19 protein-coding genes and 1 tRNA gene are annotated in these 22934 nt (G+C 73.0%); 6 read left to right on the top strand and 14 right to left on the bottom strand.

Features of this window, described 5'->3' with window-relative positions:
- Position 1: 1 nt before the first annotated feature.
- The 3 genes from ACQXVK_RS09065 to ACQXVK_RS09055 are packed head-to-tail and all read right to left on the bottom strand — an operon-like array spanning position 2 to position 3533.
- Positions 2-955 (bottom strand): ABC transporter permease, encoded by a 954-nt coding sequence (locus tag ACQXVK_RS09065; protein WP_430853333.1) that lies wholly within the window; start codon positions 953-955, stop codon positions 2-4.
- 37 nt (positions 956-992) lie between these two features.
- Complete coding sequence (locus ACQXVK_RS09060; RefSeq protein ID WP_402263386.1) at positions 993-2528, bottom strand: ABC transporter substrate-binding protein; 1536 nt, start codon at positions 2526-2528, stop codon at positions 993-995.
- Between the two features lie 57 nt (positions 2529-2585).
- Positions 2586-3533: an alpha/beta fold hydrolase gene (locus tag ACQXVK_RS09055; RefSeq protein ID WP_430853332.1), complete on the bottom strand. Its 948-nt coding sequence runs from the start codon at positions 3531-3533 to the stop codon at positions 2586-2588.
- Between the two features lie 64 nt (positions 3534-3597).
- Here ACQXVK_RS09055 and ACQXVK_RS09050 point away from each other — a divergent pair, with 64 nt between their 5' ends.
- The gene (locus ACQXVK_RS09050; RefSeq protein ID WP_430853331.1) at positions 3598-4497 is read left to right on the top strand and encodes a siderophore-interacting protein; all 900 of its coding nucleotides are present in this window, start codon (positions 3598-3600) and stop codon (positions 4495-4497) included.
- Positions 4494-5321 carry an ABC transporter ATP-binding protein gene (locus ACQXVK_RS09045; protein WP_430853330.1) on the top strand — a complete coding sequence of 276 codons (828 nt, stop codon included), beginning with the start codon at positions 4494-4496 and terminating at the stop codon, positions 5319-5321. The genes ACQXVK_RS09050 and ACQXVK_RS09045 overlap by 4 nt, the downstream gene beginning before the upstream one ends.
- A 443-nt stretch (positions 5322-5764) precedes the next feature.
- On the opposite strand, the gene ACQXVK_RS09040 is transcribed toward ACQXVK_RS09045, so the two are convergent.
- The 5 genes from ACQXVK_RS09040 to ACQXVK_RS09020 all read right to left on the bottom strand — a co-directional run bounded on the left by ACQXVK_RS09040 (position 5765) and on the right by ACQXVK_RS09020 (position 11254).
- The gene (locus tag ACQXVK_RS09040) at positions 5765-6121 is read right to left on the bottom strand and encodes a Fe-S oxidoreductase (protein ID WP_430853329.1); all 357 of its coding nucleotides are present in this window, start codon (positions 6119-6121) and stop codon (positions 5765-5767) included.
- A 2-nt stretch (positions 6122-6123) separates the two neighbouring features.
- Complete coding sequence (locus tag ACQXVK_RS09035; RefSeq protein WP_430853328.1) at positions 6124-7527, bottom strand: dihydrolipoyl dehydrogenase family protein; 1404 nt, start codon at positions 7525-7527, stop codon at positions 6124-6126.
- Between the two features lie 63 nt (positions 7528-7590).
- Positions 7591-8412, bottom strand: a complete 822-nt coding sequence (locus tag ACQXVK_RS09030) for an arginase family protein (RefSeq protein WP_430853327.1) — start codon at positions 8410-8412, stop codon at positions 7591-7593.
- Between the two features lie 46 nt (positions 8413-8458).
- Positions 8459-9184 carry a PspA/IM30 family protein gene (locus ACQXVK_RS09025; RefSeq protein WP_402263368.1) on the bottom strand — a complete coding sequence of 242 codons (726 nt, stop codon included), beginning with the start codon at positions 9182-9184 and terminating at the stop codon, positions 8459-8461.
- Positions 9185-9241: 57 nt separating this feature from the next.
- Positions 9242-11254, bottom strand: coding sequence for a TPM domain-containing protein (locus ACQXVK_RS09020; RefSeq protein WP_430853326.1), 2013 nt, complete (start codon positions 11252-11254; stop codon positions 9242-9244).
- A gap of 208 nt (positions 11255-11462) precedes the next feature.
- Between ACQXVK_RS09020 and ACQXVK_RS09015 the strand changes: the two genes are divergently transcribed.
- Both ACQXVK_RS09015 and ACQXVK_RS09010 read left to right on the top strand, forming a co-directional pair.
- On the top strand, positions 11463-11666 hold the full coding sequence (locus tag ACQXVK_RS09015) for a hypothetical protein (protein ID WP_022905704.1): 204 nt from the start codon (positions 11463-11465) through the stop codon (positions 11664-11666).
- Between the two features lie 23 nt (positions 11667-11689).
- Entirely contained in the window at positions 11690-12253 is a 564-nt protein-coding gene (locus ACQXVK_RS09010; protein WP_430853325.1) for a 4'-phosphopantetheinyl transferase family protein, read from the top strand.
- Here ACQXVK_RS09010 and map read toward each other — a convergent pair.
- Positions 12237-13004: a type I methionyl aminopeptidase gene (map, locus tag ACQXVK_RS09005; protein WP_430853324.1), complete on the bottom strand. Its 768-nt coding sequence runs from the start codon at positions 13002-13004 to the stop codon at positions 12237-12239. The two genes, ACQXVK_RS09010 and map, sit on opposite strands and share 17 nt — an antisense overlap.
- 45 nt (positions 13005-13049) lie before the next feature.
- On the opposite strand from map, the gene ACQXVK_RS09000 reads away from it, so the two are divergent.
- A complete protein-coding gene (locus tag ACQXVK_RS09000) occupies positions 13050-13346 on the top strand; it encodes a helix-turn-helix domain-containing protein (RefSeq protein WP_430853323.1) in 297 nt (98 codons plus the stop codon).
- 25 nt (positions 13347-13371) lie between these two features.
- On the opposite strand, the gene ACQXVK_RS08995 is transcribed toward ACQXVK_RS09000, so the two are convergent.
- The 5 genes from ACQXVK_RS08995 to ACQXVK_RS08975 all read right to left on the bottom strand — a co-directional run bounded on the left by ACQXVK_RS08995 (position 13372) and on the right by ACQXVK_RS08975 (position 21070).
- Positions 13372-14691: a M1 family metallopeptidase gene (locus tag ACQXVK_RS08995; RefSeq protein WP_430853322.1), complete on the bottom strand. Its 1320-nt coding sequence runs from the start codon at positions 14689-14691 to the stop codon at positions 13372-13374.
- Positions 14688-18614: a Pls/PosA family non-ribosomal peptide synthetase gene (locus ACQXVK_RS08990; protein WP_430853321.1), complete on the bottom strand. Its 3927-nt coding sequence runs from the start codon at positions 18612-18614 to the stop codon at positions 14688-14690. Before ACQXVK_RS08990 ends, ACQXVK_RS08995 begins: the two co-directional genes overlap by 4 nt.
- A gap of 45 nt (positions 18615-18659) precedes the next feature.
- Positions 18660-19838 (bottom strand): Gfo/Idh/MocA family protein, encoded by a 1179-nt coding sequence (locus ACQXVK_RS08985; RefSeq protein ID WP_430853320.1) that lies wholly within the window; start codon positions 19836-19838, stop codon positions 18660-18662.
- A gap of 209 nt (positions 19839-20047) precedes the next feature.
- A tRNA-Arg gene (locus ACQXVK_RS08980) sits at positions 20048-20119 on the bottom strand.
- Positions 20120-20494: 375 nt separating this feature from the next.
- A complete protein-coding gene (locus ACQXVK_RS08975; protein ID WP_430853319.1) occupies positions 20495-21070 on the bottom strand; it encodes a hypothetical protein in 576 nt (191 codons plus the stop codon).
- Between the two features lie 59 nt (positions 21071-21129).
- Here ACQXVK_RS08975 and argS point away from each other — a divergent pair, with 59 nt between their 5' ends.
- Positions 21130-22800 carry an arginine--tRNA ligase gene (gene argS, locus ACQXVK_RS08970; protein ID WP_022908076.1) on the top strand — a complete coding sequence of 557 codons (1671 nt, stop codon included), beginning with the start codon at positions 21130-21132 and terminating at the stop codon, positions 22798-22800.
- Positions 22801-22934 lie beyond the last annotated feature (134 nt).

Here is a 22934-nt window from a genome sequence, read left to right as displayed (position 1 = left end):
TTCATCCGGACACCTCGCGCTGGCGGGGGTCGAGCGTGCGGTGCACCACGTCGACGGCGAAGCCCACGAGCAGCACCAGCCCGGTGAGCACGAGCAGCTCCGACTGCACCTTCGTGACGTCCCGTCGGCCGACGTCGGTGACGAGCATCCTGCCGACGCCGGGGAGCGAGAAGAGCTGTTCGACGACGACTGCCCCGACGAGCAGGCCGGCGATCTGCACACCGAGCACGGCCAGCACCGTCAGGGCCACCGAGGGGAGCCCGTGGCGGAGCAGCGCCTGCGTGCGGGTGAGCCCGATCGCCGCGGCCGTCCGGACGTGGTCGGCGTCGAGCACGCTGAGCGTCGCCGACCGGGTGAACCGCAGGATCACGGCACCCTCGACGGCGCCGATCGTCAGCGCGGGCAGCACGAGCGCCGCGAACGCCCGTCCGGGCTCGTCCCACCCGTCGAGCGGGAAGCCCTGCGTCGGCAGCCAGTGCAGCGTCACGGCGAACAGCGCCACGAGGAGCATGCCGGCCCAGACGATCGGGATCGAGGCGACCGCCTGCGCCAGGAACGCGATCACGGCGCCGCCCGGACGCCGACGGAGCACCGCCGCGAGCACGCCGAGCGGCACCCCGATGACGAGCGCGGCGACGAGGGACATGCCCGCGAGCGGCAGCGTGACGCCGAGCTTCTGGGCGATCTCGGGTGCGACCTGCCCGTCGGTGACGAGCGACCGGCCGAGGTCGCCGCGGAGGAGCCCGCCGATCCAGTCGAGGTACTGCACGACGACCGGTCGGTCGAGCCCGAGCTGCTGTCGGAGCTCGGCGACCTGCGCCGGCGACGCCTGCGTGCCCGCGACGATCTGCGCCACGTCCCCCGGGAGCACCCGGAGCGTGGCGAAGATGATGACGCTGGCCACCAGCAGGCCGACGACGAGCAGGAGCACCCGCCCGATCAGGAACCGGGTCACGACACCGGCGCTCCGGGAACCGTGGTCCCTGCCAGGATCACTTGACGGCGAGCTTCGACAGGTCGAGGCGCGAGTTCGTGCCGTCGTAGGGAAACCCGGTGACGCCCTTCCGGACGGCCGTGATCGACGTCGCCGTGTAGAGCCACTCGCCGGCCGCGTCCTCGCTGACGATCTTCGCCGCCTTCTGCAGGTCGGCGACCTTGGTGGCCTGGTCGGTCGCGGCGACCGAGTCGGCGTAGAGCGACTGCACCTCGGCGTTGTCGTACCCGAAGTAGTAGTCCGGGTTCGCCCAGTTGCCGAAGTCGCGCGCCTCGACGTGGTTCACCATCGACAGGTCGAAGTCGCGGGTGCCGCTCTTCGGCGCCTCGAACACCTGCGACAGCCACGTGGCGAAGTCGACCCGCTTGACCGTCAGCGTGATGCCGACGTCGGCGAGCTGGGACTTCAGCACGTCGCCGATCGTGGCGGAGTAGATGTTCGCGTACGTCAGCGTGAGGTCGAGCTTCGGGTGCCCTGACTCGGCCAGGAGCTTCTTCGCGTTCTCGGGGTCGTACGCGTCGATGTCGGTGAGGTCCTGGTAGCCCGGGTCGAGCTCCGGGATCGGACCGCCCTGCTCGACACCGGTGCCGCCGATCGCCTTGATGATCGCCTTGGCGTCGATCGCCTGACGGATCGCCTGACGGACGCGCTTGTCGGTGAAGGGCGCCTTCTGGTCGTTGAACGCGAGCGTGTACTTGTCGGTCGTCTTGCCGGTGTGCAGCGAGATGTCCGAGCTGTTCTCCAGCTGGCTCTTCAGCGTGCCGTCGACGGAGGTCTGCACGTCGAGGTCGCCGTTCGCCATGGCGTTCACCGCGGTGGACGGCTGGGTGATGTAGCGGAAGACGACCTTCGCGACCTTCGCCTTGGTGCCCCAGTAGTCGGCGTTCCGCGCGAAGGTCAGCGAGTCGCCCTGCTTCCAGCTCGCGACCTCGTACGGGCCGGTGCCGTTGGCGGAGTCGGACAGGTCGTTCTTCGCGGCTTTCTCGAGCACGAGGCCGGCGCGCCCGGTCAGGTTCCAGAGCAGGTCGGAGTCGGGCTTGGCGAGCTTGAGCTCCACCACACCGGAGGACGGCGAGGTGATCGACGTCACGTTCGCGAGCTGCGCGGAGTCGACGTACGACGCGTTCGACTTGACCTGCTGCAGCGACCAGACGACGTCGGCGGCGGTGACGTCCTTGCCGTCCTGGAAGGTGGTGCCGTCGCGCAGTGTGAACGTGTACGTCAGGCCGTCGTCCGACACCGCGTGCTTCGACGCCAGCACGTCGCGGACGCCGCCGTCCGCCGTGCGGCCGACGAGCCCCTGGTAGACGTTGTCGATGAGCACCTGGTCGAGGGCGGCACCGGACTGCGTGCGGATGTCGAGGCTGGTGGGTTCGAGGACGAGGCCGACGCGGACGGTGGCGTCGGTGCCGCCGTTCTCCGTCGAGGATCCGGAGCATCCGGTCAGCACGAGGGCCGAAGCGACGACGACCGCGGTGGCGGCGACGACCGCGCGGCCGAGACGTGCGGTGCTGCGGGCGGGGAGCGGACTCATGGGTGGTGGGTTCCTTCCGGCGCGGTGGCGACGGTCGTCGCGCGCGCTTGCACGAGGTTAGCGGCGGCCGGGGTGCTCCGGCGACGGTTGTTCGATCGGATGCAACAAACCGTTACCTTCCGCCCATGCCCGGATCGCTGCGGCCAGTTCGAGGGGTGCCTGGTTCTGGACGGCGTGCCGGGCCGTGACCGTGACGATCTCGGCCTCGGGCAGGCGCTCGGCGAACTGCGTGTGCAGCTTCGGGGACACGTACCCGCGATCGCCCCGGACGAGCAGCACCGGCACGTCGAGGGCCTCGAGGTCGGGCCACGCGTCCGCGAAGCGCCCCACCGACGAGGTGCGTCCGGCGGGCAGGTGCGGGAAGTGGTGGCGCCGGACGAGCCGGCCGTCCGCGCCGAGCCTCGTGGTGTGCCGGGCCTCGCGGAGGAGCACCTGACGGTCGTCCCCGACCCGGGCCTCGACGGCACGCTCGACCACCTGGTCGAGCGACGTGAACGGCTCCTCGTCCTCGAGGGCACGGGCGATCCGGTCGACGGCCCGCTGGGCGAAGTCCGGCGACATGTCGACCAGGACGAGACCGGTGACGCGCTCTGGGGCGGTCGCGGCGAGCCGGGCGGCGAGGATCGCGCCGAGGGAGTGGCCGACGACGATCCCGGGCGGGACGTCGAGCGCCCGGAGGGCCGCGAGGACGTCCGGCGCCGTGGCACCGGCACCGTAGTCCGCGTCCTCGCGCCACCCGGACCGGCCGTGGCCGGGGAGGTCGACGGCGACCGCCGGCTCGCCGACGGCGAGCGCGGTCTGGTCGAAGCTGTGCGCGTCGATGCCGAGCCCGTGCAGGTAGGTGATCCGCGCCTCCCGACCGTCCGCCGTGTCCCACCGGATCGCGGCGATCTCCTGTCCGGCGGTGGTGCGGACCACCTGCCTGGAGGCGCGCATCGGCGCCGTCACGCCGCTCGCGCGAGCGAGGTCGGCCAGGTCGTGGAATTCGTCGTCGGCATCGGGCACGGGGACGATCCTCGCACCGTGCGGACCCTTGGGGCTCTTAGGTAAGGCATGCCATACTTGGGTCGTGGCAGCCCGGTACCGTGTCTTCTCCGTCCGCGTGGCGGCCGTCACGTCGCTCACCCCGCACTTCGTCCGGGTGACCCTGACGGGCGACGTCCTCGCCGAGTTCTCGTCGGTCGGTCTCGACCAGCGCATCAAGATCGTGCTGCCGATCCCCGGCCACGGCTTCACCGACCTGCCCGACGGCGAGGACTGGTACGGGGCCTGGCGTGCCCTGCCGGACGCGATCCGGAACCCGCTGCGCACCTACACGGTCCGGTCGTTCCGGCCGGACGCCCGCGAGCTCGACATCGACTTCGTCGCGCACGGCGACACCGGACCCGCCTCGCGCTGGGTCTCGGCGTGCCGGGTCGGCGACGAACTCCGCATCGTGGGGCCCGCCGTGCCGTCGTCGCCCGCCGAGCTCCCGACCGGCGCGGCCGAGTTCGACCCCGGCGCCGCGGACCGGATCCTGCTCGCCGGTGACGAGACCGCCGCCCCCGCCATCTGCGCCATCCTCGAGGCGCTCGACGTCGCCACCGTCGGCCACGTCTTCATCGAGGTCCCGACCGACGCCGACCGGCTGCCGGTGTCCGCGCCCGCCGGCGTCGAGGTCCGCTGGATCGCTCGGAACGGTGCCTCGCACGGCGTCCGGATGACCGACCACGTGCACGCCTGGGCATCGACGGTCGCCGCCGGGCCCGCGTGCGGCGGCGACGGAACGGACCTGCAGGACGTGGACGTCGACGAGCAGGTGCTGTGGGACGTCCCCGATGCCGAGGCGTCGCGGCCCGTGTACGCCTGGATCGCGGGTGAGGCCGGCTGCGTGAAGGAACTCCGACGCCACCTCGTGCGCGGGGTCGGGCTCGACCGGGAACAGGTCGCGTTCATGGGGTACTGGCGGCACGGCAAGGCCGAGAATTGAGCCCTTCCGTCGACGGTGCCGGGCCTGCGTCGTCTGTGCCGGCGACCGCGCTCGGGGCCCGGGGGCTGACGCTCGCGTACGACGACCGCGTGGTGGTGTCGGCGCTCGACGTCGACATCCCGGACGGTGAGCTCACCGTCATCGTCGGGCCGAACGCGTGCGGAAAGTCGACGCTGCTGAAGTCGTTCGCCCGGACGCTCAAGCCGACGGCGGGCACGGTGTACCTCGACGGGGCCCCGATCTCGTCGCTCCGCCCCAAGGCCGTCGCGCGCCGCATCGGGATGCTCCCGCAGACGCCGATCGCGCCGGACGGCATCACCGTCCGCGACCTCGTGTCCCGCGGGCGCTTCCCGCACCAGGACCTGCTGCACCCGTCCTCGGGGTCGGACCGCCGTGCCGTGCAGGCCGCACTCGAGCAGACGTCGACCGTGTCGCTCGCCGACCGCGGCGTGGACGAACTCTCCGGCGGGCAGCGGCAACGCGTCTGGATCGCGATGGTGCTCGCGCAGGAGACCGACATCGTCCTGCTCGACGAACCGACCACGTTCCTCGACATCGCGCACCAGTACGACGTGCTCGAACTGGCGTCGGCGTTGCACGCGGCCGGTCGCACGGTCGTCGCGGTGCTGCACGACCTCAACCAGGCGGCGCGGTACGCCACCCACGTGATCGCGATGCGGGACGGGTCGATCGTGGCCTCGGGGCCGCCGGCGTCGGTCGTGACCGAGGAGCTGGTCGAGGACGTGTTCGGGCTGCCCTGCGTCGTCGTGACCGACCCCGAGACCGGCACGCCCCTCGTGGTGCCCCGGCGCCGCGCGGCCTGACGCGCGCGGGCGTGCGGCGCGCGCCGCGCGAGCGGGCGCGACACGCGGCTCGCGTCCGCCGAGCGGGCGGAACCTGCCGCTCGCCCTCACCGAACGGGACGTATCCCGCCCGCTCGGGCTCCGCGCGCCGCCGCGCGAGCAGGCACGACATGCGGCTCGCGTCCGCCGAGCGGGCGGAACCTGCCGCTGTCCCGCGTCGAACGGGACGTACTTCGCCCGCTCGGGCCGACGCGTCCGGTGAGCAGGGGACGCCGGACTTGAGGCGAAGGGCGGGCTCGCGCCGTGCCTCCCGTCCGGCCGCGCCTGCCAGCTGAGCGGGCACGACATGCCGCTCGCGCCCGCCGAGCGGGCGGGACCTGCCGCTGGCCCGCGTCGAACGGGACGTATTTCGCCCGCTCGCGGAGGCGGGGGCGGGGCGGGGGCGCGGGCACGGCGCGGGCGCGTCAGCGGTAGTTGCCGTCCTCGAGCCCGGCCTCGATCTCGAACCGGTTCCGCAGGGGGTCCCGCCCCGCCAGCGCGTACACGAGGGGCATGAGCATCCCGTAGCGCCGCCACTGGTCGACGTGCACCCGCTCGTGCCGCAGGACCCGTTCGCCGTCGTTGTCCCGCGTCAGGTACACCGACCCCACGCAGGTGCCACCACGGCGGAAGACCCACCGCGGCAGCCCGGTGCAGACGATCAGCCCGTCGACGACCCGCACCTCCCCGGTGGACAGCGGGACGCCGACGACGAGACCGACCGCGGTCGCGAACGCCCAGCCCGCCCGGGACACGGGGGAGTCGAGCAGGGGGTTCCGCACCGCTACTCCGGGCGGCCGTAGGTCTCGAGCAGCCGCAGCCAGATCTCGTTCATGGTCGGGTAGGCGGGGACGGCGTGCCACAGGCGGTCGACCGGGACCTCGCCCACGACGGCGATCGTCGCGGCGTGGAGCATCTCGGCGACGTCCTGTCCGACGAAGGTCACACCGACCACGACGCCACGGTCCTCGTCGACGACCATCTTCGCGCGCCCGGTGTACCCGTCGGCCTGCAGCGAGGCGCCCGCCACGTTGCCGAGCTCGTACTCGACCGCCCGGACGTTCAGGCCCTGTTCGCGGGCCTTCGCCTCGGTCAGGCCGACGCTCGCGACCTCGGGGTCGGTGAAGGTCACCTGGGGGACCGCCGCGTGGTCGGCGGTGGCGACGTGTGCGCCCCACGGCTCGGTGTGCAGCGGGGTGCCCTGGTGCCGGGCGGCGATCGCCTCGCCGGCGGCGCGGGCCTGGTACTTGCCCTGGTGGGTGAGGAGTGCCCGGTGGTTGGCGTCGCCGACGGCGTACAGCCAGTCGGTGCCCTGCACGAGCATGGTGTCGTCGACCTGCAGCCAGTCACCGGGGGTGAGGCCCACGGTCTCCAGCCCGAGGTCCTTCGTGTGGGCCGAACGACCGGTCGCGGCGAGCACTTCGCTCGTGACGACCGTCGTCCCGTCGTCGAGCGTGGTCGTCACGAGTCCGTGCTCGTCGCGGTCGACACGCGTGGGGTTCACACCGGTGCGGACGTCGACGCCGAGCTCGCGCATGGCGTCGGTGACGAGCTCACCGGCGAACGGCTCCATCCCGCCGAGCAGTCCGTGCCGGGCGACGAGGGTGACCTTCGACCCGAGGGAGGCCCACGCGGTCGCGAGCTCGGAGCCGGCGACACCGCCGCCGATGACGAGCAGGCTCTCCGGGACCTCCTTCGCGCTGGTGCCCTCGCGCGTGCCCCACGGCTTCGCGTCGGCGAGACCCGGCACGTCGGGGAGCGCGTGCAGCGAGCCCGTCACGAGCGCGATGGCCGCCGCTGCCGTGTAGGTCGTGCCGTCGACCTCGAGCGTCTTCTCGCCGGTGATCCGGGCGTGGCCGCGGATCAGGTCGATGCCCGCGGACTCGAGCCACGAGACCTGGCCGTCGTCCTTCCAGTCCGAGGTGAACGAGTTCCGTCGGGCGAGCACGTGCGCGGCGTCGAGGTCGCCCGTGACCGCCTGCTTGGCACCGTCGAGTCGCTTCGCCGCAGCCAGGGCGTGCCCGCTCCGCAGGAGCGCCTTCGAGGGCATGCACGCCCAGTAGGAGCACTCACCGCCGACGAGCTCGGCCTCCACCACGGCGACGCTCAGGCCGCGCTTCTTGGCGTAGTCCGCCACGTTCTCGCCGACTGCGCCGGCGCCGATCACGATGAGGTCGTAGTCCGTCATACGGCCGAGCGTACGCGCGACGGCATGGGTCACGCCGAGCGACGTGTGCCCCGGTGGCGTCCGTCAGGCCGTCCGGGAAGCGCTCGTCAGCGCGCCTAACGCACGGAGGATCACGCCGAGGTCGTCGACCGCGCGGTCGGGGTCCACCGGCGCGAACCCGGTGAGTGCCGCGCCCGCGAGTCGTCGCCCGCGCGTGGCGGCCTGGATCCGCTCGACGAGCCCGGCGCCGTCGAGGCCGAACGGCACGGGTTCGAGCAGTCCGTCGACCTCGGACGGGTCGAGAACGTCGAGGTCGACGTGCACGAAGACCGCCCCGGCGCCGGTTGCGGCGACCGCCGCCGCGATCGCGTCCGGCGTGGCGGCGTCGACGTCGAGGTGCACGATGCCGGCGCGGTCGAGGGCGTTCGTCTCGGCGTCCTCGACACCGCGGACCCCGGCGACGACGACGGACGTCGGTGCGAGGGTGGGCAGCGCGGGGAAGAGGTCGTCCGGACGGTCGACCAGGATCCGGAGCACCGCGGTCTCGGCGGCGAGCGGCTGGGCGCGGTTCAGGGCGCGGAACCCGCTCGACCCCGCGATGCGCACGAAGGCGGTGTCGGCGCCGAGGCCGACCGTCGCGCCGAGGACGCTCGCACCGTCACCGCCGACGACGAGGACCGGTTCGCTCGCGACGGTGGTCTCCTCGGCCACCCGCTCCGCGACCGCGAGCACCGAGGTGTACCGGGCGACGGCGGTCTCGAGCCGGTCGCCGGCTCCGGCGGGGACGTCGACCACGGTGGTGGATGCGCGGGGGAGGTCGGCCGCGATCGCGGCGGCACCGTCCCCGAGGCGCATCGCACGGGACGACGCCGAACCCTGCCACTGACCGACCACGAGGAAGTGCATCGTGCCAGTCTGTCAGGCGCGGTCCGGCGTCGTTCCGAACGGTGTGTCAGAGGCTCGACGAACCGCCGGACTTCAGGGCGGCGAGGCGCGCTTCGACCTCGGCGTCCTTGCCCACGTCCTCGAGGCTCTCGAACTGGGCGTCGAGGCTCGACGACTGCAGCTCCTGCTGGCCGAGGACCTTCGCCTCTTCGCGGCGGACCTTCTCCTCGAAGCGACCGAGGTCGCTCGTCGGGTCGAGGACGTCGATGTTCCCGAGCGCGTCGTTGACCTTGGACTGCGCCTCGGCCGTCTTCGAGCGTGCGACGAGGTTGTCGCGCTTCGAGCGGAGCTCCTCGAGCTTCTGCTCCATGCCGGCGAGCCCGGCCTTGAGCTTCTCCACCGCCTCGTTCTGCGAGGCGAGGTTCGGCTCGGCGTCCTTGACCTCCTGCTCGGCGGCGATCTGCTTGCCGATCGCGATCTTGGCGAGGTTGTCGAACTTGTCCGCCTCGGCCGTCTTGCCCTCGGCGCGGTACTTGTCGGCCGCGGTGGAGGCGTTGGCGGCCTTCTGCCCCCACTCGACCGCGGCCTTCTTGTCCTCTTCGTGGTCCTGCTCGAGCAGTCGGACGTTGCCGATCGTCTGCGCGATCGCCGTCTTGGCGTCGGCGATGTTGTTCGTGTAGTCCCGTACGAGCTGGTCGAGCATCTTCTGCGGATCCTCGGCGTTGTCGATGAGCTGGTTGATGTTCGCCCGGACGAGGGTCGAGATGCGACCGAAGATCGTCTGCTTTGCCATTGCTGTTCCCTTTCCTGGAATGACTGGTGTGGTGCTGTTGGTCTGTGGGTGTCCGCGCTAGAAGCGACCGCCGCCGGAGAAGCCCCCGCCGCCTCCGCCGCCCCCGCCACCGCCGAAGCCGCCGCCGCCCCCGAAGCCGCCCCCGCCGCCGAAGCCCCCGCCCCCGAACGAACCGCCGCCGTAGCTGCCACCGCGACCGCCGAGGAGTCCGCCGAGCACGATGCCGGTGACCAGCCCGCCGAGCTGGGCGCCGTTGCCGCCGCCACCGCCGAAGCCGCCGCCACCGCCCCAGCCGCCCATGTCGTCGTTCGCGGCGTCCATCGCCGCTGCCGCGTACTGCTCGGCCGCGCGTGCCGCCTGGAGTGCCTGTCCGGGATCGGTCGTCGCGAGGTCGACCGCGTCGTCGAGCGCGCGTTGCGCCTCGGACAGCCGGGTGCGTGCGGTCGTCCCGACGGCGCCGCGGTGCAGCGAGATGAACTCGCGCGCCTGGCTGATCCGGTTGCGCGCGTCGCGGAGGGCGTCGTCGAGGGCACGCGCGGCACGGCGCTGCTGTTCCTCGGCTCCGCGTGCGGCGGCGATGGCCTGGTCGATGTCGGTGTTCGCCTTGGTGAGTGCGTCGACCGCGGCGATCGGGTCCTTCGGGTCGAGGCCCTGCCGCAGCACGGTCTCGGCACGGGTGACCGCGGCAGCGAGTTCCGGCCCACCGGCCGTGAGCGTCCGAGCCGCTGCGACGTCGCCCTCGATGTCGACCCGCATGGCCTCGGCGCGTGCGGTGGCCTCGGCGAAGGTGGACTCGGCCGCGCTCGCGCTCTGGGTCAGTTGCTGCACCTGCGCGAGGGCGTGCTGGGCGTCCCGGACGGCGACGACGGCCTCGCCCTTGTCGCCCGCGGCGATTGCGGCGGTGGCGGCCTCGGAGCGTTTGGTCGCGTACGCGAGGACCTGCTGCGCCTGGTCGACGCTGTCGGACACGGTCGCGAGGGTCCGGCCGGTGTACGCCCGGCGGACGCGGTCGAGCGCCGCGCCGGCCTGCTGCACCGATGCCGGGGCAGTGGCGACGTCCTGCGCCAGCTGCGCGGCGGCGTCCTCGACGCCGTCCTCGAGCGAGCGGAGCCGGTCGAACGCCTCGGTCTGTTCCTCGATCGAGGCGTGCGCCTGCTCGCAGATCGCGATGATCTGGTTCGCCCAGTCGGCGCGCTGCTGCGGGGTGTCCGGCACCTCGTCGTCGAGCTGCTGCTGGAACGTGAAGGCTGTGCGGACCGCGCGCTGCGCCTGGGCGACGGCGTCGGCGAAGGGCTTCGCGGCGTCGGCGCCGAACTGGGCGGTCGCGAACCCGACCTCTTGTTCGGCGGTGCGCAGCTCGTCGTCGATCGTCACGAGTGCGCCGCCGGCGGTGCGTTCGAGGTCGGCGAGCGAGGCTTCCTGCGCCTTCGTCGCGGCGGCGGTGCGGCGCTTGTTGCGCGTCCGGATGACGAGGACCGTGACGACACCCGCGACGACCACCACGGCGAGGAGGATCCACAGCCAGGTGAGGTCCGGCGGCGCCTGTGTCGCGGCGAGGCCGTTCGCGAACGCCACGGCCGCACCCGACCAGTCGCTCTGCTTCAGGGCCGGCACCAGGTCGTCGTCCACCGCGCTCTCGACGTCGGACTCCGAGATGCTCGTCTCGTTGGTCTGCTGGACGTCGTAGTTCCGCTCGTCCACGGCGACGGACAGCAGGATCCCGTCCGAGTCGATCTGGTTCGCGGACAGCGTCGCGGTGCCCCACGCGGTGTGGTCGGAGGGGTCGGTGAACTCCGGCACGAACACGACGTAGAGCTGGGTCTTCGTGTCCGCGTAGAGCTTCTGGACGGCGTCCTCGACCTGCGACTGCTGTGAAGAGCTGAGCACGTCGGCCTCGTCGAGCACGTACGCGCCACCCAGGTCGACCGGTGCGGTCGCGTGTGCCGTGGCTGCCGGCGCGAGCACGAGGAACCCTGCCAGGAGCGCTGCGGCGATGCGTCCGATCCGTCCCGGCGTCCCCCTGTCGGTCCTCGTCCTGCCCGTGGCCGATCCGCCCTGGACCGCTCGCATCCGTCCTCCGTCCGTCGCCGTGGTCGCCGTCCGAGCAGCCCCGGAACCGCGCCCCGGAGCGCTGTTGCCCGGAGTCTATCCACGCGGCGCAGCCCTCGGACAGACTCCGGGCGAACCCTCGTGGAACGTCTGGTCTGTGGAAGTGTTGTACCCCGAGCCGGGGTATGCTCGTGGAGCGTTCGACGACGAACGAGACAGGGGAACTGCGATGGAGCGAACAACCAGCACCGAGGTCGTCCCACTCGAGGACGGCTACCACCGCGTGTCGACCCCCGCGAGCGGGGTCATCGGCTTCGTGCGGGAGCACGACGGCCGGTACGAGGTGCTCCGCGGACGCGTGCGACAGGCGACGCGGTCCGAGGGCCTCTACAGCACCATGAACGTCGCGCTCATCGCGCTCACCCACGCCTGAACCACCCACGTAGGCTCACCTGCGTGGGTCTGCCGCTCCTCCAGTCGGTCGTCGTGACGCTCCGTGCGTCCGGTCCGCACCGTGCTGCCGACCGGGAGGCGCTGCTCGCCGCCGTCGCGTCGGCAACGGGTGTCGACGTCGCGGCCGCGCGCGCGGGGCGCGTCTGCCCGCACTGCGCCGCGACGGACCACGGCCGTCCCTGGGCCGAGGTCGACGGCTCCGCCGTCGGCGTGAGCCTCGCGCGGACCACCGGCCTCGTCGCGCTGGCTGTCGGACCACCGGGGATCGGCGTCGACCTCGAGCGCGTGTCGCGGGTCGCGGCAGCCCCGCTCGACGCGTTCACGCCCGGGGAGCTCGCGCGGTCCGGCGACGCCACCGCGCGGGCTGCCTGCTGGGCGGTGAAGGAGGCGGTCCTCAAGCGCGACGGCCGCGGACTCCGGGTCGATCCGTCGCGTGTCGAGGTCGACCTCGTCCGGGGTGCGGCGACGCTCGACGGCGCCGAGCAGTCGGTCACGGTCGTGTTCCCCGGCGAGGACCTCGTGCTCGCCGTCGCGGCGGGCGGATCCCCGGTCAGCGTGCGCGGGTGAGGACCTCGGCGCCGTCCTCGGTGATCGCCACCGTGTGCTCGGTGTGCGCGGTGCGGGCCCCGGTGGCGCTGCGGAGCGTCCAGCCGTCCGGGTCGGTCACGAGCACGTCGGTGTCCGCCATCACCCACGGCTCGAGGGCGAGGAGCAGCCCCGGGCGGAGGGTGTAGCCGCGCCCGGGTCGCCCGGTGTTCGACACGTGCGGGTCCTGGTGCATCGTCGAGCCGATGCCGTGGCCGCCGAACTCGACGTTGACCGGGTAGCCGGCGCCTTCGAGCACCGTGCCGATGGCGTGCGACAGGTCGCCCGTCCGCACTCCGGGGCCGGCGATCGCGATCGCTGCCGCGAGGGCGCGTTCCGTCGCGTCGATCAGGGCGAGGTCGGCGGGGTCCGCGGTGCCCACGACGAAGCTGATCGCCGCGTCGGCCGCGATGCCGTCGAGCGACACGGCCAGGTCGAGCGTCAGCAGGTCGCCGTCCTCGAGCGCCCGGTCGTGGGGGAGCCCGTGCAGGACGGCGTCGTTGACCGCGGTGCAGACGTGGTGGCCGAACGGCCCGCGGCCGAACGACGGGGCGTAGTCGACGTAGCAGGACCGGGCGCCGGCGTCCTCGATCATCGCCTTTGTCCACCGGTCGATCTCGAGCAGGTTCGTGCCCACGCGCGTGCGGTCGCGCAGGGTCTGCAGGATCGTGCCGACGAGGGCTCCGGTGGCGCGGGCACGGTCGACCTCGGCCGGGGTGAGGATCTCGATCACGGGATGATCATACCGGTACTCTCTGGCCGGTATTAGAGTAGGGGGATGGTCCGTCTCCCGCTCAGCCCCGACGAGGTCGCCCGTGGTCGGCGGCTCGGAGCCCTGCTCCGCCGTGCACGCGGGGAGCGCTCGATGCTCGAGACCGCGCTGCGGGCCGGGATCTCGCCGGAGACGCTGCGGAAGATCGAGACCGGCCGCATCGCGACGCCGGCGTTCTCGACGATCGCGTCCGTCGCCGGGGTCGTCGGGCTGTCCCTCGACGCGGTGTGGGCCGAGGTGAACCGTACCCCGGGGACGGCCGACGTCGGCGGCGCTCCGGACCTGGTCGAGACCGCGAGCTGACGCACGCGATGTCGCCGGCGGTGTCCTACAGCGCGGGGACGGACGGCTCCTCGATCCAGGGGGCGGTGACCCGCCGGACCGCGTCGACGTCGGTCCCGGCCGCGTCGGCGAACGCGGCGTGCACGTCCGCCGGGGTGACCGAGCCGTGCCGGTGTCGCTCGGTGATCGTCCGGAGCCCGGCGAAGAAGGCGTCGTCGCCGACCGATCGCCGCACGGCGTGCAGGGCCAGCGCCCCGCGCTTGTAGACCCGGTCGTCGAACATGTCCTTCGGGCCCGGGTCGGCCACGACGAGGTCCTCGGGCTGCTCGAGGAGCCCGTCACGGTACGTCGACGCCAGGGTGTCCGCCGTCGCGCCGCCGCGGTGCTCCGACCAGAGCCACTCGGCGTAGCAGGCGAAGCCCTCGTGCAGCCAGATGTCCTGCCAGCGGGTGACCGTGACGGAGTTGCCGAACCACTGGTGCGCGAGCTCGTGCGCGATCAAGCGGTCGGTGCCGTGCTCGCCGTCGACGTGGTTCCGGCCGAAGACCGCCAGGCCGTGCGCCTCGAGCGGGATCTCGAGCTCGTCGTCGGTCACCACGACGCCGTACGACGCGAACGGGTACGGCCCGAACCGGTCGGCGTACAGCGCGAGCATGTCCGGCACCCGTCCGAAGTCGGTCTTCGCGGCAGTGGCGAGGTCGGCGGGGTGGTGCAGCGTGACGGAGGTGTCCGAGCTGCGGAGCCTCGTCGTGCGGTACCGCCCGATCTGCACGGTCGCGAGGTACGTCGCCATCGGCTCGGTCGTGGCGTACGTCCACGTCGTGCCGGCGCGGGCGCGCTCCTTGCCGAGCAGCTCCCCGTTCGCGACGACGTCGTAGGCGGCCTCGGCGGTGATCTCGAACCGGTAGGTGGCCTTGTCGTCCGGGCGGTCGTTGCACGGGAACCACGACGGGGCACCGGTCGGCTGCGCGGCGACGATGACGCCGTCGGTCAGCTCCTCCCAACCGATCTGGCCCCACGGGCTGCGGAGCGGGTGCGGTGTGCCGCGGTACCGCACGTGGACGGTGAACTCCGTGCCGGCGGCGACGGGCTCGGCCGGGGTCACGGTGAGCTTGTGCGTCGCGGTCGAGTACTTCTTCGCCCGTTTGCCGTCGACGTCCACCCGGTCGACCGTCATGCCGTGCAGGTCGAGGACGATGCGGTCGAGGTCCTCGTGCGCACGGCCGGTGATCGTCGCGGTGGCGTCGAGGCGGTTCGTCGCGACGCGGTACTCCAGTCGGAGCTCGTAGTGGTGGGCGCTCCACCGTCGGTCGCCGCTGTGCGGGGTGTACGGGTCGGCGTCTGGGTTCGTCGAGGCGGGCTTCACGGTGCCGTCGAGTCTGCCACGGCGACGTGCTCGACGGACGACCGCGCCGGCACCCGCGGCGCCGATGTCCACGGAGCGATCGGGTTCCCCGACCAGTGCGTCCCACCGGGCACCTGCTCCCCGCGCATCACGAGCGAGGCCGGCCCCACGGTCGCCCCCGCCCCGATGCCCGCCGCCGGCAGCACCACGCTGTGCGGACCGAGCGTCGCGCCCGGGTCGAGGCGGACCTCGTCGAGCTGCATCACCCGGTCGTGGAACAGGTGCGTCTGCACGACCGTGCCCCGCGCGACGGCGGCACCGGACCCGATCGTCACGAGGTCGGCCTCCGGCAACCAGTACGTCTCGATCCAGGTGCCGCGGCCGATCGTCGCTCCGAGACTGCGGAGCCACGCCGCGAGGGCCGGCGTCCCCGTGGCCTGCTCGGCGAACCACGGACGCGCCACCGTCTCGACGAACGTGTCCTGCACCTCGTTCCGCCACACGAACGACGACCACAGCGGGTGCTCGCGGGCGGCGATCCGGCCGACGAAGGACCACTTCGCGATCGTCGACACCACCGCCGCGACGGCACCGGCGACGATGAGCACCGGCCCGGCGAGCAGCACCGTCCACCCGATGCCCACGGCCGTCCAGAGCGCGAGGAGCGTGCCGACGACCCCGAGCGCGATCCCCGCGGACACCATCGGGGCGACCAGACGCAGGAGTTCCCAGCAGCCGCGCGCGACCTTGAGGGACCGCGGCGGCCGGAACGTGCGCTCCTCGTCGAACTCCGCCGTGGCGCGCCGGAGCCGCACCGGGGGAGAGCCGAGCCACGACGATCCGCGCTTCGCCTTCTTCGGGACGGCGGACAGCACCGCCACCAGCGCCTCGCGAGGCACCGACCGACCGGCACCCGTCATCCCGCTGTTGCCGAGGAACGCCCGACGCCCCACCTTCGACCGGCCGATCCGCACCCGACCACCACCGAGCTCGTACGTCGCCACCATCGTGTCGTCGGCGAGGAACGCCCCGGACGCGATCTGCGTGAGCGCCGGGATGAGCAGGACCGTCGAGATCTCGGTGTTCCGCCCCACCCGGGCCCCGAGCAGTCGGAGCCACAGCGGGGTCACGAGCGACGCGTACACCGGGAACAGCAGCGTCCGCGCGCCGTCGAGGATCCGTTCGGTCGTCCACACCTGCCACCCGATCCGGGAACGGACCGGGTGCCGACCCTCGTGCAGACCGATGCCGAGCAACCGCACCGCGGCCACCACCAGGCCCGCGTACACGACACCCGCGACCACGGTCCCGAGCGGCACCCACGCCAGCGCGCGCAGCACGGCGTCCCCGAGCGAGTCCGCGCGACCGACGAGCAGCCACACCAGCACCACCCCCGCGGCCGCACCGACCACCGGCAACCCGGCCACGGCCAGGGACCCGGCCCCGTACGCCAGCAGCCACCGGCGTCGCGACGGCGGCCGCGCCTCCCGGTCGTGCCGAGCCGACCCGACGCGCTCCGCCGGCGACCCCGCCCACCGTTCCCCGTCCGGCACCCGGTCCGCGACCGCGGACCCCGCCTCGACCTCGGCACCCACCCCGACGTGCGCACCCGGCAGCAGCGTCGTCCGGCTGTGCACCACCGCGTCCGCGTCGATCCGGACCCGGCCCAGCCGGAACACGTCTCCGTCGACCCAGTGCCCGGCCAGGTCCACCTCCGGCTCCACCGACGCACGCTTGCCGATCGTCAACATGCCGGTGACCGGCGGCAACGCGTGCAGGTCGACGTCCCGACCGATCGACGCACCCAGCGCCCGCGCGTAGTAACTGATCCACGGCGCACCCGCGGTCGACGGGCCGTCCACCGCCTCGGCGATCCGCTCCGCCAACCACACCCGCACGTGCACCTGACCACCCCGGGGATGGTCACCCGGTCGGACCCCCGCGAGCACCAGCCGGACCAGGACGACCGTCACGGCCATCTTCCCCGCCGGCGTCACGAACAGCACCAGGGCCACGACGAGCACCGGCCACGGCACCACCGGGACGAACGGCAGGGTCGTCGCGTGCAGCACCGCCGCGACCAACGCCGTCCACGTCAGCACCCGCAGCCCGCGGAGCACCTGCAGCGGCACCCCCAGCAGCGTCATCGCGAACCCCGTCACTGGAGGGACCGGTCGGACGTCACGCGGGACGGAGACCACAGGACCCGAATCGTCCAGCGCATCCGCCAACGCCCCGATCCTCGGGTGGTCGTACACGTCCGCCACCGTCGTCGTCGGGAAGCGCTCACGGATCGCCGACACCAGCTGCGCCGCCGTCAGGGACCCGCCGCCGTGCGCGAAGAAGTCGTCGTCGACGCTCCCCACCGGCACCCCCAGGATCGCCGACCACCGCTCGGCGATCCACGCCACCGTGTCCGGCAGCAGCGCCGCGTCCGACGACCCCGGCAACGGCCACGGGAGCGCAGCCCGGTCCACCTTGCCCGAGGTCCGCGTCGGCAACGAGTCCACCACCGCCAGCAGGGGGACCAGCGCCGCCGGGAGCTCCCCCCGCAACCGCGCGTTCGCCGCCGCCACGTCCACCGGGACACCCGCCGCCGGCGCCACGTACCCGACCAGCACCTGGTTGCCCGCCGGCGTCCGCTGCACCACCGCGGCACCACCGGCCACGTCCGGGAGCGCCTGCAACGCCGCATCGATCTCGCCCAGCTCGATCCGACGACCACCGAGCTTCACCTGGTCGTCCGCACGGCCCTGGAACACCAGCCCCTCGGGCTCGTACCGCACCAGGTCACCGCTGCGGTACGCCCGCTCCCACCCGAGCTCCGGGAACGGCGCGTACTTCTCGGCGTCCTTCGCCGGGTCCAGGTACCGCCCCAACCCGACACCGCCGATCACGAGCTCCCCGACCTCGCCGGGCGCGACCCGGGCCCCCGCCGCGTCCACCACCGCCAGGTCCCAGCCGTCGAGCGGCAACCCGATCCGCACCGGCGTGCTCCCGTCCAGCAACGACCCGCACGCCACCACCGTCGCCTCGGTCGGCCCGTACGTGTTCCAGACCTCCCGGTGGCGGCTCGCGATCCGCGCCGCGAGCTCCGGCGGACACGCCTCACCCCCGAAGATCACCAGCCGCACCTGCTCCAGCGCGTCGTCCGGCCACAGCGCCGCGAGCGTCGGCACCGTCGACACCACCGTGATCCCGTGCGCGATCAGCCACGGACCGAGGTCCACCCCCGTCCGCACCAGTGACCGGGGCGCCGGCACCAGGCACGCACCGTGCCCCCACGCCAGCCACATCTCCTCGCACGACGCGTCGAACGCCACGCTCAGCCCCGCCAGCACCCGGTCGCCCGGACCGATCGGCGCCGCCTGCAGGAACATCCGCGCCTCGGCGTCCACGAACGCCGCAGCGCTGCGGTGGGTGACCGCCACGCCCTTCGGCACACCCGTGGACCCGGACGTGAAGATGATCCACGCATCGTCGTCCTCGTGGGTGAGTGCGGCGCTCGCCGCGGGGTCCGTCACGGGCAGTTCGCCGCCGTCGCGGTCGCGCAGGACGCCGCCGGCTCCGATGACGCCCACGACGTCGGCCTCGCCGAACACCAGGGTCGCGCGTTCCTCGGGATCGTCGGCGTCGACGGGCACGTACGCGGCGCCGGCGGCGAGCACCGCGAGGATCGACACGTACAGGTCGCGTCCACCGGAGGGAATCCGCACGCCGACCCGGTCACCCCGTCGGACCCCGCGTCGGCCGAGCTCGTCGGCCTGCTCGTGCACCCGCCGGACGAGCGTCGCGTAGTCGAGGGTGCCGGCCGGGTCCTCGAGCGCGGTGGCGTCGGGGTGCTCGGCGGCGGTCGCGGTGAGGACGTCGAGCAACGTCCGTGGTGCCGGTGCACGGTCGCCGCGGGCGAGTTCGTGCTGCGGGTTCCCGGTGGCTGCGGTCATCGAGTCCTCTTCCCGGTCGCGTGCGGGGTCGACCGGCCCGTGATCCTAGGGGGTGGAGGTGTCGCGTCCGGAAACTCCCGGGGCGGCTGTGCCCGGACCGAGCGACGCCGGTGCGTCGGGCATCGCTCGCGCCGGACCGAGCGACGCCGGTGCGTCGGGCATCGCTCGCGCCGGATCCAGCGACGCGGGTGCAGCGGGCATCGCTCGCGCCGGACCGAGCGACGCCCGTGCCGCGTCGAGCGTCGCGGCGAGCCCGATCGAGTCGTCGAGGGAGTGCAGCGGCGACTCGGTGCGCCCCTCGGCGACGAAGCCCGCCAGCGCCGCGGCCTGCCAGACGAGGCCCTGCCGGCCCCGCAGGCCGCTGGTGTCCGCCCAGTGCACCGCCTCGGCGCCGTGGTGCAGCGCGAACGACGCCGGGAACACGAAGTGGTCCGTGTAGCGCACGGTGGCGGTGCTGCCCGCGATGACCGCGAGTCCCGGCGTCCACGCCGTCATCGTCGTGGTCACGACCGTCTGCGCGCCGCCGGCGGCCGTCGACACGGTGACCGACTGGAGGTCCACCCCGCGTCCCGAGACCGCACCGGTCGTGCGCCGGGTCACCGGGGCGCCGGTGGCGAAGCGTGCGAACCAGTGTCCGTAGACACCGGCGTCGAGGAGGGCGCCGCCGCCGGCGGCCGGGTCGAACATGCGGTCGGCGGGGTCGGGCTCGTGCGGCCACCCGACGTCGACGGACACGAGGTGGACGTCGCCGAGGACGCCGTCGGCGAGCAGCCTCGCGACGACCGTGGTGCCCGGCAGGTACCGGGTCCACATCGCCTCCATCGCGAACACCCCGGCGCGGCGGGCGGCGTCGGCGAGGGTCCGGGTGTCCGCCTCGGAGGTGGTCATCGGCTTCTCGACGAGGACGTGCTTGCCGGCGGCGATCGCGAGCAGGGCGTGGCCGAGGTGCTGCGGGTGCGGCGAGGCGACGTAGACGACGTCGACGGCGGGGTCGGCGACGAGCGCCTCGTACGAGCCGTGCACCTCGGGGACACCGTGGCGGCGGGCGAAGGCGGCGGCGCGCTCGGGGGAGCGGGAGCCCACGGCGACGACGCGGTGGTCGGACGCGGCGTGGAGCGTGGCGGTGAAGTCGTTCGCGATGGTGCCGGGGCCGATCACGCCCCACCGGAGTGTCGGGCCGCCTCGGAGCGGAGCAACGTCAGGTTCCGGGAACACCATCGTCATGTGCCCGACGCTACCCGAGCACGCGCGCGCCGCGGCGGCCCCGCCCCGACGCCCGTGCCCCAGCCGCTCCCGGAGGGAAGGTCGGCGAAGCCGGCATCGCGGGCCCCGCCCCGACCGGCCCCGGAGGGAAGGTCGGCGAAGCCGGCATCGCGGGCAGCCGCCTGAGCGGAGCGAAGTCGTCTGCTTCCGCGGGAATGTGACTGTGACTGTGCCCCCAGGAGGATTCGAACCTCCGCCCCTGCCTCCGGAGGGCAGTGCTCTATCCCCTGAGCTATGGGGGCCCTGGGTGAGATCAACCGTAGCAGGTCCGCACGGCTGCCCGAGACCACGCGTGTCGCGATCGGTCCTTCCCAGAACGCGCGCGATGGGAGGTGGGAACGGGCGTACCCGGTCGAAAGAATGGACCAGGTACGCCCGTTCCCGGCGGGTGCGCCCGTCTCTGCCAGGTACGCCCGTCTCCGCCTTGTACGCCCGTCTCTGCCAGGTACGCCTATCTCCACCCGGTATGCCCGTTCCCGGCAGGTACGCCCGTTCCCGGCAGGCACGCCCGTTTACGACAGGCACGCCCGTTTACGACAGGCACGCCCGTTCACGGCCGGTACGCCCGATCCCGCCGGGGCCCCCGAGGCCGACGCGGACGCGGACGCGGCAGGTGGTCAGCCGGCCGGGGTTGCGGACGTGGTCGGCTGCAGGACGCCCCGCACCGCGTCGACGACGGGCTGCGCACCGCCGGGCTCGGTGAAGAGCGTCGAGGTCGCGGTGATCCAGTACGGGTCGGCGAAGGCGTCCGCACGGCCGACGCCGTCGGTGAGCGAGAAGTACCCCTCGACCCGGTACGTCGGCACGGACCCGCCCCGTTCGTAGAGCGCGTCCTTGAGGTTCGTGAGCGACTTCTCAGGCAGGTCGGCGACGGCGAGCGTGATGGTCGTCGCGGCGTCGTCGGTCGCGCTCCAGTGGCACACGCGCCCCCGCTGCTCGGCGATCCGGGCGGCCGGTGTGCCCTTCTCCGGCGTGAAGTCGTCGTCGAGGGTGAAGGTCTTCCCGTACACGGCGAGGGACTCGGCGGGCAGGAGCTCGGCGCACGTCTGCGCGACCCGCTCGCCGATCGGACCCGCGGTCGCGCTCGGCGTGGCGCCGCCCGAGCCGCCGCCGGAGCAGCCGACGAGGACGACGGACGCGGACACGGTGAGGAGGGCGACGCTGATCGCCCGGACGCGGCTGCGGGTGGTCATCCCGACATGATGGTGCATCGACCGGGGAGGACCTGTGCGTCCCGGTAGACTCGACCCTCGTGACTCCTGCCGAACTCTCCGCCGCGTACCTGTCGATCCTGACCGGGATCGTCGAGCGACGAGGCGCGTCCGACACCGTGACCGTCGAGGAGTCGCACGCGGCCCTCGAACGTCCGAAGAACCGCGCGCACGGCGACTGGGCCTCGAACGCGGCGATGCAGCTCGCGAAGCGGCTCGGGACGAACCCGCGCGAGCTGGCGACCGAGATCGCCGGCGAGCTGACCGAGCTCGACGGTGTGGCCTCGGTCGACGTCGCCGGACCGGGGTTCATCAACATCACGCTCGAGGCCGCGGCCGCCGGCGAGATCGCGCGCACCATCGTCGAGGGCGGCGAGTCCTTCGGGCACGGCGACCTGTACGACGGCGTCCGCATCAACCTCGAGTTCGTGTCCGCGAACCCGACCGGCCCGATCCACATGGGCGGCGTGCGCTGGGCGGCGGTGGGCGACAGCCTCGCGCGGGTGTTCCAGGCGCAGGGCGGCCTCGTCACCCGTGAGTACTACTTCAACGACCACGGCGCGCAGATCGACCGCTTCGCGCGGTCCCTCGTCGCGAGCGCCCTCGGCGAGCCGACGCCCGAGGACGGGTACGGCGGCGCCTACATCGCCGAGATCGCGGCGCGCGTGATCGCGACGCTCGACCCGTCGGTCGACGTCAAGGACCTGCCGCGCGACGAGGCGCAGGAGCTCTTCCGGCGCGAGGGCGTCGACTTCATGTTCGCGGACATCAAGTCGTCGCTGCACGACTTCGGCGTCGACTTCGACGTGTACTTCCACGAGAACGCCCTGCACGAGTCGAAGGCCGTCGAGCGCGCCATCGACCGACTGCGGGCCTCGGGCGTCATGTACGAGGCCGAGGGTGCCGAGTGGCTCCGCACGACCGACTTCGGCGACGACCGCGACCGCGTGGTCATCAAGTCCGACGGGGAGCCCGCGTACATCGCCGGCGACCTGGCGTACTACCTCGACAAGCGCGAGCGCGGGTTCGAGCGGAACCTCATCATGCTCGGCGCCGACCACCACGGCTACGTCGGCCGGATGATGGCGATGTGCGCGGCGTTCGGTGACGAGCCGGGCAAGAACCTCGAGATCCTGATCGGGCAGATGGTGAACCTGCTTAAGGACGGCGAGCCGATGCGCATGTCGAAGCGCAACGGCACGATCGTCACGATGGAGGACCTCGTCGACGCCGTCGGTGTGGACGCCGGTCGGTACGCCCTCGTGCGGTTCGCCAGTGACACGTCGATCGACATCGACCTCGACCTGCTCACGAAGCGCACGAACGACAACCCGGTCTTCTACGTCCAGTACGCCCACGCCCGCACGCAGTCGGTCGCCCGCAACGCCGCGAACGCCGGGGTGGACCGGTCGGCCTTCGACGCCTCGCTCCTGACGCACGACACCGAGGGGGCCCTGCTCGGCGCCCTGGCGGAGTACCCGCGCGTGGTGCGCCAGGCGGCCGAGCTGCGCGAGCCGCACCGCATCGCGCGCTACATCGAGCAGCTCGCCGGCCTCTACCACCGCTGGTACGACGCCTGCCGGGTCACCCCGCTCGGGGACGAAGCCGTGACCGACCTGCACCGCACGCGCCTGTGGCTGAACGACGCCACCGGCCAGGTCGTCCGCAACGGCCTGGGCCTGCTCGGCGTGACGGCTCCCGAGCGCATGTAGGGTCGCCCCTTCCGAACCACGGATCCGACATCGAACCGGCCTCGCGGCCTGGTTCGATGTCGGATTCGTGGTTCGACGCCGCACCGCACCGCACCACCGCACCGCACCGCACCGCCGCGCCGGGCCGCACCGCC

The organism is Curtobacterium sp. AB451, from assembly GCF_050585845.1.
GTDB lineage: Bacteria > Actinomycetota > Actinomycetes > Actinomycetales > Microbacteriaceae > Curtobacterium.
This window is presented reverse-complemented; position numbering and strand designations above follow the sequence as displayed.